This window comes from Rhodococcus sp. SB1D (genome assembly GCF_048573875.1).
Lineage (GTDB): Bacteria > Actinomycetota > Actinomycetes > Mycobacteriales > Mycobacteriaceae > Rhodococcus_F > Rhodococcus_F qingshengii.
Genome location: NZ_JBMAIQ010000005.1, coordinates 224,466 through 237,378 on the forward strand (window position 1 = coordinate 224,466; position 12,913 = coordinate 237,378).

Genomic DNA, 12,913 nt, shown 5'->3' on the forward strand with positions numbered 1-12,913 from the left:
GACTACCCGAGGAGCGTCGCGGACAGCAGTTTCTCGACGCGGGCCTGCGCGGAGTTCTCCGAGGAAAAGTGCACGATTCGGCCGATGTCGAAGACCAGTCCGAGCGCCGCGTGGACGAGAAACCGCGCTTGGACGATCGACAACTCCGGACGCGCCTCGACACACAAGTGCGCCCACTCCTCGACGTTCAAACGCTGAATGTTGCGCAACTCGGTCCGTGATCGATCCGGCAAACTGCCGATCTCGGCAAAGTACACGGCCAACAGTTCGCTGGTTCCGAACGAAACCTCGACGTACATCTTCGCCAACGTCTCGACGGCCGCGAGAGGAGTCTCCGACTCAGCCAACGCCGAGCCCAACGTCATAGTCAGACGATCGGACGCACGGTGGAAGGCCGCAGCAAGAAGGTCGGCCTTGCTCGCGAAGTGCCGATACACACTCGACGCGTTGATACCCGCCGCGGCACCGATCTCCTCGATGCTCACGTCGTGGTAGCCGCGCTGATAGAACAGCAACACTGCTTCCTGAAGCAGCACTTCGCGTTTCGACGTCCGTACGAGGCCTGTTTTGCGTTCGGACGCCCCTGCCCTCGCGCCGTCCTCCTCGGCAGCGGGCAATTCGACGCCGATGACGGACCAGCATGCCGCAAGAATCAGCGCTTCGATCTGCTTGGCGGACAACGCGGATCGATGACCGGTGATACTGGCGATCACACTGAGCACGGCGGGCGCGATGAGTTCTACATCCGCCGGGTCGAGTTCCGGACGAACCGCTGCCAGCGGCTCGGCGATCCGAAGATTGAGCGTGCGCATTCCCACCCGCAATTGCTCACGATCCTCGTCGACCAGATACCTGCCCTCCCATCGGTAGAGCCCTCCCCGGCGCCGATTCTCGATCGTCGCGCGGATGACACCCACCATCGTGGAGTTCAACTGCTCGCGTGGATTTTCGTTTCCGTGCACAGCTGGATCGCTGGCATCCAACAACGCCTGCGTCAGGTTGTTCACGGTGTAGACGAACAGCGCGTATTTCGTGGGGAAATGACGATAGAGGGCCGGACCGGAAATTCCGACCTTCGCTGCGATCTCGTCGATACCCACCGCATGGTAGCCACGTTCGCTGAATGCTTCCGCAGCAGCGGCCGCGATTTGTGCCTTCCGATTCTTCGGACGCGTCCGTGGTGCAGGGTCGCTGCCACGCACGGAGACGCGTGTCTGTCCGGGCACCTGACCCTCCACTTCCGTTGCTTTCTCTTGTACTGCCTTCGTCCGCTGCACCGCACTTCCACGGGCGCGAGTCCGAACGGATCATGTTAACCGTCGCGAAGGTCGCAATTCGCGCGCGGTACTGCTTCACCCGAAACCCTACAACGCAGTTGTAGCGGCGGACGGATTCCGGAAAAAGAGTCTTGACACCCGCTCTCTCAGCGGTGTTATGTTAGTGACGATTCGCACAACCTCGCACGTAGTCCGCTGGCGGGCTCGTTCCCTGCGGCGTGAAGTTTTCTTCGCCCGCAAGAGGGTTCGATGCCGAATGACCGACCGTAAGAAAGTAGTTGTGAGCAGATGATTCGCACTCGCTTCACCGAAATGTTCGGCGTTGACCATCCCATCGTGCAAGGGGGCATGATGTGGGTGGGACGAGCAGAACTTGTTGCGGCCACGGCAAATTCCGGCGCCCTCGGGTTCTTGACGGGCCTCACCCAACCCACACCGGAAGACCTCGTCAAGGAAATTACTCGAACCCGCGATCTCACCGACAAGCCTTTCGGCGTCAATCTCACTATTCTGCCGTCGATCACGCCGCCGCCGTACGCCGAATACCGCCAGGCGATCATCGAATCCGGGATCAAGATCGTCGAAACCGCCGGTTCCAATCCGATCGATCATCTTCCGCATTTCAAGGACGCGGACGTGAAGGTTATCCACAAGTGCACTGCAGTTCGACATGCGGTCAAGGCCGAGAGACTGGGCGTCGACGCCGTCAGCATCGACGGCTTCGAATGCGCCGGGCACCCAGGCGAGGACGACATACCAGGGCTCATTCTGATTCCGGCGGCCACGCAGCAACTCACGATTCCGGTGATCGCTTCAGGCGGAATCGCAGATTCACGTGGACTCGTCGCGGCGCTTGCGCTCGGAGCAGACGGCGTCAACATGGGAACTCGCTTCATGTGTACCGTGGAATCCCCTGTCGCACAATCGGTTAAAGAGCAGATTGTCACAAATACTGAACGCGACACCAAGCTGATCTTCCGGACCCTTCACAACACCGCGCGCGTAGCCGCGAATGCGATCAGTGCCGAGGTCGTCGACATCGAAGCACGTGGCGACGCGCAGTTCAGCGACATTCAGCATCTGGTAGCCGGAGCCCGCGGACGCAAGGTCTTCGAGGACGGCGACCTCGATGCAGGCATCTGGTCCGCCGGACAGAGCCAAGGATTGATCAACGACATCCCGACCGTCGCCGACATGATCGACCGCATGGTCTCGGAGGCCGAACACCTCATCACCTCACGGCTTTCCGGATTCGTCACGGCTGTGAGCGCGGCATGACCGCCACCGCCGAGACGGGCTTTCGCTCCGAAATCACCGACGGTGTACTGCGATTGACCTTCGACCGCCCGAAGCGGATGAACGCGATCGATCTGCCCACGATGACTGCTTTCGCAGCTGCCGTCCACGACGGCGGCGCAGACCCGGCCGTTCGCACCATCGTCATCACCGGATCCGGTCGAGCGTTCTGCACCGGAGCCGACCTCGCCGCAGCGGCCGTCAACCCCGCAGACCCGAAAGTCGTCATGGATGCGGCGACGTCGCTGATTCGCGCCATCACCAGCGCCCCGGTCCCGGTGATCGCCGCGGTCAACGGCCCGGCCGCCGGCGTCGGCGTGTCCATCGCTCTAGCCGCGGACCTGACGTACGCCGCATCGAGCGCCTATTTCCTCCTCTCCTTCGTCAACATCGGCTTGATGCCCGACGGCGGCGCCAGTGCGTTGGTACCGGCAGCGATCGGACGCGCCCGAGCGGCCGAGATGGCATTGCTGGGCGAGCGAGTTTCCGCCGAGGACGCAGAGCGGTTCGGGCTCGTGTCCCGCACCGTCGCCGACGACGCGTTCGACGCACTCGTCGACTCCGTCGTCGATCGCACGTCGAAGGCTCCCCGACGCGCCCTCGAACTAACCAAGCGCGCACTCAATGCGGCGACATTGGACCGCCTCGATGCTGCACTGGAGCTCGAAAATACCGGTCAGGCAGAACTTCTCACCGGCGAGGACTTCAAAGAAGGCGCGATGGCGATGCTGCAGAAACGCGCGCCCCACTTCAAGTGATCACTGCGAATTTTCGTTAACAAAACCACTGTACGAATCGACGGCTCACTGTAGCCTGAGTCACACAATCACCCACGCATGAGAGGAACCCATCGATGGCCTCCACCGATGCAGTCTCCGAGGCGCAGCGTTCACGCCGCACCAACTGGAACAATCAGATCGCCAGGCATGCGCAGATGATTCCCGATCGCACCGCACTGCGATTCCTGGGCGATTCCATCACCTGGAGCACCCTCGACGCACGCGTCGAGAAGCTGGCGGACGCTCTTGCCCGACGCGGCGTCAGCTTCGGCGACCGCGTGCTCATCCTGATGCTCAACCGCCCCGAATACCTCGAGGTCGTGCTCGCGACCAACGCACTGGGCGCCATCGCTGTTCCGGTGAACTTCCGTCTGACACCACCCGAGGTCGCTTATCTGGTAAACGACTCCGGCTCCAAAGTCATTGTCGCCGAAGGACCGTTGGCTCCGTTGGCCGGAGCTGCGCGAGCCGCGTCCGAGGGTATCGACATCTCCATCACCGTAGGCGCCCCCGCCGAGGGTGACAGCCTGAACTACGAGGACTTGATCAGCGAAGAGGGCGAGCCGCACGCGTTCGTCGACATCCCGGACGACACGCCTGCACTCATCATGTACACCTCGGGAACCACCGGTCGCCCCAAGGGCTCGGTGCTCTCTCACTCCAACCTGTCTTCGCAAGCATTGACCTGTATCAGGGCCTTCCACCTGTTCAATGCCGATTCCATCGGCTTCTGCGCGTCGCCCATGTTCCACATCGCAGCCCTAGGTTCCATAGCGCCGAGCCTGCAACTCGGCACGACCACGGTGATCCATCCGGTCGGCGCATTCGACCCTGGTCAACTACTCGACATCCTCGAAGCCGAGAAGGTCACCAGCTTGTTCCTCGTGCCCGTGCAATGGCAGGCCGTGTGCGCAGTACAGAAGGCGCAACCTCGAGCACTGTCGCTGAAGAACATTTCGTGGGGCGCCGCACCGTCGTCCGATACGATCCTGCGGGCAATGGCCGAAACCTTCCCGGACGCATTCAATGTCGCGGTCTTCGGTCAGACCGAGATGTCGCCCATCACTTGCGTTCTCGACGGCGAGGATGCGATTCGTAAGCTCGGATCCGTCGGTCGGGTCATCCCGACCATCTCGGCCAGGGTCGTCGACGAGAACATGGACGACGTGGCACCCGGTGAAATCGGTGAAATCGTCTACCGCGGGCCCACGATGATGAGCGAATACTGGAACAATCCCACCGCCACCGCTGACGCCTTCCACGGTGGATGGTTCCACTCCGGCGATCTCGTTCGAGTCGACGACGAAGGCTTCGTCTACGTCGTGGATCGCAAGAAGGACATGATCATCTCCGGCGGAGAGAACATCTACTGCGCGGAGGTGGAAAACGTCCTCTACGAACACGAATTGATCGTCGAAGCGGCCGTCGTCGGTCGCCCCGACGCCAAGTGGGGCGAGGTGCCGGTAGCGATCGTCGCGATGGCGCCAGGTTCAGCCGTGGACCTGACCATCGAGGAGCTGAGCAGCTTCCTCAACGATCGTCTCGCGCGCTACAAGCACCCGAAGGACATCGTCGTCGTGGAAGCACTGCCGCGCAATGCAAGCGGCAAGGTCGTCAAGGGTGAACTGCGAGAGAAGGTTCGAGCGGTCGACGCAGTTTCCTGACTTCACACGCAAACGGGCGGCACCTCCAGCGAGGTGCCGCCCGTTTGTGTGTGCCCGTCAAGCACTCGGCGAATGCAACTTCCGATGCAGTTCTCGCACCAGCGGAACCAACTCCGGCACCGGGCCTTCGACCGGGACGTTCGGCGCAACCTCGTTGACCGACAGAGACTTCACCGGCGCCGGGGACACACCCCACTCCGCGAGCCAGTCGCCGAGTTGAGCCGAAGAGCAGATGTAGACGATACGTCCGAGGCCCACCCACGCGTGCGCGGCCGAACACATCGCGCAGTGCTCTCCCGAGGTGAATACCGTTGCCGTCGAACGCTCTTCCGGCGTCAGGTACTGAGCCGCCCACCGAGCCAGCTCGAACTCGGGGTGGCGAGTGTTGTCGCCGCCCGCGATCCGGTTTCGGTCCTCCGCCAGAAATGTTCCGTCGGCCGCTGCCAGGACGGATCCGAAAGGTTCGTCGCCGGCATCCAATGCTTCCGTTGCCAATTCGACGCAACGGCGCAGGTGACCCAGTTCGATGTCGTTCATGTGTACGCCCTCTCCCGTGATACACGAAACGGGCGGCACCGGTGAGGTGCCGCCCGTTCGTTACCTACTCTGCTGTACTACTCTGCTGCGCTTTCGCTTTCGCCGGCCTTGGTCAGCTCGATCGGCGGTGCGTCCGGCACGTCGATCGGCTTCTTGGTGGGCGTGAACGTGAACTTCGCGTCCTCACCCGAGCCTTCGCCGTCCCAGTTCTCGACGTCGACGAGCACGATGTGGCCGGGTCCGATCTCTCCGAAGAGGATCTTCTCGGACATCTGGTCCTCGATCTCGCGCTGGATGGTGCGACGCAGCGGTCGTGCACCCAGTACCGGATCGAATCCGCGCTTGGCCAGAAGCGACTTGGCCTTGTCGGTGACCTCCATGGCCATGTCCTTGTTCTTGAGTGCCGCCTCGACGCGAGCGAGCATCAGGTCGACCATCTGAACGATCTGCTCGTTCGTGAGCTGATGGAAGACGACGATGTCGTCGATACGGTTCAAGAACTCGGGACGGAAGTGCTTCTTCAGCTCGTCGTGAACCTTGAGCTTCATGCGCTCGTAGTTCGACTCCGTGCCCGTTCCCGAGCTGAAGCCCAGGCCGACTGCCTTGGAGATGTCCGACGTACCGAGGTTGGACGTGAAGATCAGCACCGTGTTCTTGAAGTCGACGGTACGTCCCTGACCGTCGGTGAGACGGCCGTCCTCGAGCACCTGCAGGAGGGTGTTGTAGATCTCCTGGTGTGCCTTCTCGATCTCGTCGAACAGCACGACGCTGAACGGCTTGCGGCGCACCTTCTCGGTGAGCTGGCCACCCTCTTCGTACCCGACGTACCCGGGAGGGGCACCGAACAGACGCGAAGCGGTGAAGCGGTCGTGGAACTCGCCCATGTCGATCTGGATCAGAGCGTCGTCGTCGCCGAACAGGAAGTTGGCGAGCGACTTCGCGAGCTCCGTCTTACCGACACCGGACGGGCCGGCGAAGATGAACGAGCCCGAGGGACGCTTGGGATCCTTCAGACCTGCACGCGTACGACGGATCGCCTTCGAGACGGACTTGACCGCCTCTTCCTGGCCGATGATCCGCTTGTGCAGTTCCTCTTCCATGCGGAGCAGACGAGTGGTCTCCTCCTCGGTGAGCTTGAAGACGGGGATACCGGTCCAGTTGCCCAGAACCTCGGCGATCTGCTCGTCGTCGACCTCGGCAATGACGTCCAGGTCGCCCGCACGCCACTGCTTCTCACGCTCAGCGCGCTGAGCAACGAGGGTCTTCTCTTTGTCACGCAGGTTCGCAGCCTTCTCGAAGTCCTGCGCGTCGATCGCGGACTCCTTCTCGCGACGCGCGTCGGCGATGCGATCGTCGAATTCGCGCAGGTCCGGCGGTGCAGTCATCCGACGGATGCGCATTCGCGCGCCCGCCTCGTCGATGAGGTCGATCGCCTTGTCCGGCAAGAAGCGGTCGTTGATGTAGCGGTCGGCCAGCGTCGCCGCTGCCACGAGAGCACCGTCCGTGATGGAGACACGGTGGTGAGCCTCGTAGCGGTCACGAAGACCCTTGAGGATCTCGATGGTGTGCTCGACGGTCGGCTCGCCCACCTGAACAGGCTGGAAACGACGCTCGAGGGCAGCATCCTTCTCGATGTACTTGCGGTACTCGTCGAGCGTGGTGGCACCGATGGTCTGCAGCTCACCGCGAGCAAGCTTGGGCTTGAGGATGGAGGCCGCGTCAATAGCGCCCTCGGCCGCGCCCGCACCCACGAGGGTGTGCAGCTCGTCGATGAACAGGATGATGTCGCCGCGGGTGTTGATCTCCTTGAGAACCTTCTTCAGGCGCTCTTCGAAGTCACCGCGGTAACGGCTGCCGGCCACGAGCGACCCGAGGTCGAGCGTGTACAGCTGCTTGTCCTTGAGGGTCTCGGGGACCTCACCGTTGACGATTGCCTGAGCCAGGCCCTCGACCACAGCGGTCTTACCGACACCGGGTTCACCGATGAGAACCGGGTTGTTCTTGGTACGACGCGAGAGAACCTGCATGACACGCTCGATTTCCTTCGAGCGGCCGATGACCGGGTCCAGCTTGCCTTCGAGGGCAGCTTGCGTCAGGTTGCGACCGAACTGGTCGAGCACGAGCGAGGTGGACGGCGTGCCGGCCTCTCCGCGGGTGCCACCGGTTTCGGTGGGCTCTTTGCCCTGGTAGCCCGACAGCAGCTGGATGACCTGCTGGCGGACGCGGTTGAGATCGGCACCGAGCTTGACCAGAACCTGGGCTGCTACGCCCTCACCCTCACGGATGAGACCGAGCAGGATGTGCTCCGTACCGATGTAGTTGTGTCCGAGCTGCAGCGCTTCGCGCAGACTCAGCTCGAGGACTTTCTTGGCGCGCGGTGTGAAGGGGATGTGACCGGACGGAGCCTGCTGGCCCTGGCCGATGATCTCCTCGACCTGGCTGCGGACTCCCTCGAGGGAGATACCCAACGACTCCAACGACTTGGCTGCGACACCTTCGCCCTCGTGAATGAGGCCGAGAAGGATGTGCTCCGTGCCGATGTAGTTGTGGTTGAGCATCCTGGCTTCTTCTTGAGCCAGGACAACAACGCGCCGCGCGCGATCGGTGAACCTCTCGAACATCGCTCTCCCTCACACTCTCCGGCGGGCAGGTTCGAGACCGGATGTCTCGTCCCTGGTCGCCGCGTTTCGCTCCGGCACTACAGACTGATCGCCTCGCCGGTCAGCGGACTGACGTCCACGAATCGACAAAGGTTGCACGACCCCACTTATTACTCTAGAGGGCGCGAAGTCCACCTGCTGCTCCTCCACCCGATTGGCGGCGGAAGCCGGACTGCTTACCGTTCACAACGTCGCAGCTGAGGGAATCGTTTCCCGGTTCCTGTACGCCTGAAGCGAACAGCGATTTTCGACGCCTGATCAGCCGAATATCGGGAGTACCCGAGCGCACGGCACCTCACGCGGATCCGACGGATCCAGCGCGTTGAGCGTCAGAGTCGCCGTTCGCCGCGACGCCACCAGCGCGATGTGATCCGACAGGTCCTGCTCGCAACCGTCCTGAACAACTATGTTCGACGCGTTCGACGCGGCCAGTATTCCGCTGCTGTACGGAACGACCACTTGATCGAACCGAGTCACGATGTTGGTGTACTCGACGTCATCGGAGTAGACGCCCGCGTCGCGCAGTTCGGTGACGAAGCTGGCGTTGTCGAAATCCGGTCCCCCGACGCCTTCCGGCGGGCCGACCTCCGAGCCGTCCCACAACGGAGCGATGGAGACGATCTTGGAAACGTGCGTGTCGCCGCCGAGGAACTTGGCGTAGTACGCACTGACCGTCGTCCCCTGAGAGTGTCCGATCAGGTCGACCTTCGAGGCACCCGTCGCAGAGAGAACGTCGTCGACGAAGTCCGACAGCTGCCCTGCGCTGTCTCCGAGTGGTGCGAGACCGCCGGCTGCGGAAATCGGCCACGGCTGGTCCGTTCGATTCCCGAAGGTGAGCGCAAAAACGCAGTATCCCTCGTTGGCCAGTACGGGTGCGAGTACGCCCCAATTGGTCTGACGGTTGGCCGCCGTCCCGTGCACCAGGACGACTGGATCAGGATGAGCAGCGGAAGGCGTGCACGAGAAGTCGTTGGTGCCAGGGGCCGATCCGCCCGGGCTGGTCGCTTCGAGGGCGATTCCACTGAGGAAACCGGACGGAACGGGAAGAGGTTCGTTCGCCGACGCAAGAGACGGCGCGGACACGGCCACGGCTCCCGCCACAGCGAGAGCGCCCACGCATGTTCGAATCCCCACCGAAGGCCTCCGCATAGTGATCAACCCACGACGGGCAATACCGAGTTGCACGGTACCGGCCGCTGATGCGCGGGGTCGAGTGCATTGAGAGCAAAAGTCGCGGCGCGCAGCGATGCCGCGATGGCGAGGTGATCGGAGATGTCTTGCTCACAACCGTCCTGGACGACGATGTTGGTGGCGTTCGGCCCAGGCTCCAGCCCATTTGTATACGGCAGCACCAGTTCGTCGTAGCGGGTCGTGATGTTCGTATAGTGAACACCCGGCGCGTAAACGCCTCCCGCACGGAGATTTTCGATGAACTCCGAGCCTGCCCCCATGTTCAGACATGCCTTGCAGATCGGGAATCCGGCCTGCGCTGCCTCGGATACCCCGAGTTCGCGAAGGCTGCGGCCGACACTTGCCTGCTCGTTTCCGAGCGTTCCCTTCCACAGCGACGCCACCGAGACGATGTTGTCCACTTTGTCGGCACCACCGAGGAACTTCGCGTAGTACCCGTTGATGATGGTGCCCTGGGAATGTCCGATCAGATCTACCGATGTAGCACCCGTGGCATCAAGTACTTGATCGACAAAATTCGACAATTGCGCTGCGCTGGAAGGAATTTCCTGCATTCCACCGATGGCCGACAACGGCCACGGCTGCTCGGGGAAGTTGCCGTATGTCAGCGCGAAGACGCAGTAGCCCTCGTTGGCGAGCAACGGCGCATAGGTGGCCCAGTTGGTCTGCCTGTTTCCACCCGTTCCGTGAACGAGCACAACCGGATTGGGATGTTCGGCAGTCGGTTTACACGAAAAGTCATTGGATCCCGGAGCTGAACCGCCAGGATTTCCCAACTCCTGAGGAACACCGGCAAGGAAGGCATTGGGCACGGGCAACGGGGCCTGAGCCGAAGCCACGGAGGTGAACCCGACGAGCATCAGAGCGGCAAGAACCACGCCCCCGAACAACCTGTTTCTGTGCACGACCGACTCCTCTACGAGAGATGCGAACCGTGCAGACGCTAACAAACTAGAACGCGTTATCAATCCGTTTCGGCAAAATGCGCCCGAATCCATTCGCGATCCATTTCAGACGGCCTTTTCGTAGGCTCGGCGCACCTCGGTGGAAATACGACCGCGGGCCGAAATCTCGAAGCCGGCACCCTTGGCCCATTCGCGGATGGCGGCACTCTGATCGCGGTCCGCAACGGGACGGGATTTGGTCACCGCTCCGTTGACTGATTTGGCGGAATTCGACTTTCTCGCATGAGGAATCCACTTTTTCAGTGCATCGCGCAGTTCCGCGGCGTGGGCGGCGGTGAGATCGATTTCGTAAGCAACTCCGTCGACGGAAAACTCCACAGTTTCGTCCGCGGGCGATTTTTTGTCCAGATCGTCAACCATCGTGACAACAACCTTTTTCACCACGACCATTCCTCCCCAGATCCTTCGATAAGCAGCGACAATAGCACCTGGACAAACGTCCTGTCTTGGCTCGTCAGGATGATTGGGACTTCTCGCCGCCGGGTATGCCGGTCGACTTGTCTTGCGACAAGGACAGTGCCGATACACTCCTCGCGACGCATCGGGGGATGCATCCAGACGGGGGAATCATGACAGACGACGGCTCGAGAAAAGACCTCTACCGAGCGCAATCTTCGCCTCCAAGAACGGCACTCTCGCCAGTATCGCTTACGGCGGACCCACGAATTTCACCATCTCCGGACGCCCGGCGATCCGGCACGCCGCAACCGTCACAAATATCCCGGCGGACAACGAATGCTATCCGCCCTCAGCACAATTCGATGTCGTCACCACACCCGGATACTCCACAGCCGAGGTCATGGTCTTCCTTGTCCAGTCGGATCAGGGACTACCTGACGCACTCAACCAGGGCACGATCGACCAAATCATCGCAACAATTCGAGAGTCCGAAACTCGGGCGACCGCGCATGGATGAATCCTTTGCCGCAGGCGAATGTCGTTGGGAACTATCGAATACCTTGGGAGCGCCCCAACTGAAAAAGGTTCGGCCGCAACATGTGCGGCCGAACCTTGATCGAAGTAAAGCTAGCGAGCGGACGGACGAACGATCGGGAAGAGGATCGTCTCGCGAATACCGAGACCAGTCAAAGCCATCAGCAGTCGATCGATTCCCATGCCGGTGCCGGTGGTCGGCGGCATGCCCTGTTCCATCGCGGCGAGGAACTCCTCGTCCAGCACCATCGCTTCGTCGTCGCCTGCCGACGCGAGGCGCGCCTGGTCGACAAAGCGCTCACGCTGGATGACCGGGTCGACAAGTTCGGAGTAGCCTGTCGCCAACTCGAATCCGCGGATGTACAGGTCCCACTTCTCGGTGACACCCTTCTTGCTGCGGTGATCACGGGTCAGGGGCGACGTCTCGACCGGGAAGTCACGGACGAACGTCGGCACGTACAGCTGATCGCCGCACTGGTGTTCCCACAGCTCCTCGACGAGCTTGCCGTGGCCGTAGCCCTTGTCCTTGGGAACCTCGAGGCCGACCTTCTCCGCCAGAGCGAGAAGCTCGTCGACCGTTGTATCCGGCGTGACCTCGGTGCCGATGGCAGCCGACAGCGACGGGTACATCTCGAGAACCTGCCACTCGCCACTGACGTCGTACTCGGAACCGTCGGCGAGGGTGAGGACCTGCGTGCCGAATGCTTCCTGCGCAACTTCCTGGACGAGTTCACGAATCATCTTCGCGGAATCGTCGTACGTGCCGTAGGCCTCGTACGTCTCGAGCATCGCGAACTCGGGCGAGTGAGTGGAGTCGACGCCCTCGTTGCGGAAGTTGCGGTTGATCTCGAAGACCTTCTCGATACCGCCGACGACGCAACGCTTGAGGAACAGTTCCGGCGCGATACGCAGGTACAGGTCGATGTCGAGGGCGTTCGAGTGCGTGACGAACGGGCGAGCTGCCGCGCCGCCGTGCAGCGTCTGCAGCATCGGCGTCTCGACCTCGAGGAAGCCGCGGCTCTCGAGTGCATTGCGCAGCGCACGGACAACTGCGACGCGCTTGCGGGCGTTGTCCCGAGCCTCGGGGCGAACGATCAGATCCGCGTAGCGCTGACGCACCCGGGACTCTTCGCTCATTTCCTTGTGAGCAACCGGCAGGGGGCGCAGCGACTTGGACGCGATCTGCCACGCGTCGGCCATCACGCTGAGCTCGCCGCGACGGGAGCTGATGACCTCACCGTGGATGAAGACGAAGTCGCCGAGGTCGACGTCGGACTTCCAGGCAGCCAGTGCCTCTTCGCCGACGCCGGCGAGGCTGATCATGGCCTGCAGCTGGGTACCGTCGCCTTCCTGCAGAGTCGCGAAGCACAACTTGCCGGTGTTGCGCATGAAGATGACGCGGCCGACGACGCCGACCAGCACACCAGTCGCCGTGTCCGGCTCGAGTTCCGGGTACTCCGCGCGGATCTGCGCGAGCGTGTGGGTGCGATCGACCGAAACCGGGTACGCCTCCTGCCCCTGCGCGAGGATCCGTTCACGCTTCTCGCGCCGGATACGGAGCTGCTCGGGGGTGTCGTCGACTGGCTGGGCTTCTACATCACTCACGGGGTA

The 12,913-nt window shown here is 62.1% G+C and carries 10 protein-coding genes; 3 read left to right on the forward strand and 7 right to left on the reverse strand.

Translation table 11 applies throughout. The features are described from left to right. Positions 1-2: 2 nt before the first annotated feature. Positions 3-1,226: a TetR/AcrR family transcriptional regulator gene (locus ACN50D_RS14305; protein ID WP_233405645.1), complete on the reverse strand. Its 1,224-nt coding sequence runs from the start codon at positions 1,224-1,226 to the stop codon at positions 3-5. A gap of 339 nt (positions 1,227-1,565) precedes the next feature. On the opposite strand from ACN50D_RS14305, the gene ACN50D_RS14310 reads away from it, so the two are divergent. The 3 genes from ACN50D_RS14310 to fadD5 all read left to right on the forward strand — a co-directional run bounded on the left by ACN50D_RS14310 (position 1,566) and on the right by fadD5 (position 5,016). Then, positions 1,566-2,555 carry an NAD(P)H-dependent flavin oxidoreductase gene (locus tag ACN50D_RS14310; protein WP_211921388.1) on the forward strand — a complete coding sequence of 330 codons (990 nt, stop codon included), beginning with the start codon at positions 1,566-1,568 and terminating at the stop codon, positions 2,553-2,555. Continuing rightward, positions 2,552-3,331 carry an enoyl-CoA hydratase gene (locus ACN50D_RS14315; protein WP_003945899.1) on the forward strand — a complete coding sequence of 260 codons (780 nt, stop codon included), beginning with the start codon at positions 2,552-2,554 and terminating at the stop codon, positions 3,329-3,331. Before ACN50D_RS14310 ends, ACN50D_RS14315 begins: the two co-directional genes overlap by 4 nt. Positions 3,332-3,426: 95 nt before the next feature. Then, positions 3,427-5,016 carry a fatty-acid--CoA ligase FadD5 gene (gene fadD5, locus ACN50D_RS14320; RefSeq protein WP_064688644.1) on the forward strand — a complete coding sequence of 530 codons (1,590 nt, stop codon included), beginning with the start codon at positions 3,427-3,429 and terminating at the stop codon, positions 5,014-5,016. A 57-nt stretch (positions 5,017-5,073) separates the two neighbouring features. Here the strand turns inward: fadD5 and ACN50D_RS14325 are convergent, their stop codons facing one another. The 6 genes from ACN50D_RS14325 to lysS all read right to left on the reverse strand — a co-directional run bounded on the left by ACN50D_RS14325 (position 5,074) and on the right by lysS (position 12,907). Then, on the reverse strand, positions 5,074-5,553 hold the full coding sequence (locus tag ACN50D_RS14325; protein ID WP_054825400.1) for a nucleoside deaminase: 480 nt from the start codon (positions 5,551-5,553) through the stop codon (positions 5,074-5,076). A 77-nt stretch (positions 5,554-5,630) separates the two neighbouring features. Next, positions 5,631-8,174 (reverse strand): ATP-dependent Clp protease ATP-binding subunit, encoded by a 2,544-nt coding sequence (locus tag ACN50D_RS14330; protein ID WP_003945604.1) that lies wholly within the window; start codon positions 8,172-8,174, stop codon positions 5,631-5,633. 297 nt (positions 8,175-8,471) lie between these two features. After that, a complete protein-coding gene (locus ACN50D_RS14335; protein WP_211921386.1) occupies positions 8,472-9,329 on the reverse strand; it encodes an esterase/lipase family protein in 858 nt (285 codons plus the stop codon). 38 nt (positions 9,330-9,367) lie between these two features. Next, complete coding sequence (locus tag ACN50D_RS14340) at positions 9,368-10,264, reverse strand: esterase/lipase family protein (RefSeq protein ID WP_047269726.1); 897 nt, start codon at positions 10,262-10,264, stop codon at positions 9,368-9,370. A gap of 150 nt (positions 10,265-10,414) precedes the next feature. After that, a complete protein-coding gene (locus tag ACN50D_RS14345) occupies positions 10,415-10,753 on the reverse strand; it encodes a histone-like nucleoid-structuring protein Lsr2 (protein WP_003945673.1) in 339 nt (112 codons plus the stop codon). 642 nt (positions 10,754-11,395) lie between these two features. Next, positions 11,396-12,907 (reverse strand): lysine--tRNA ligase, encoded by a 1,512-nt coding sequence (gene lysS, locus ACN50D_RS14350; RefSeq protein ID WP_003945834.1) that lies wholly within the window; start codon positions 12,905-12,907, stop codon positions 11,396-11,398. Between the last annotated feature and the right edge of the window lie 6 nt (positions 12,908-12,913).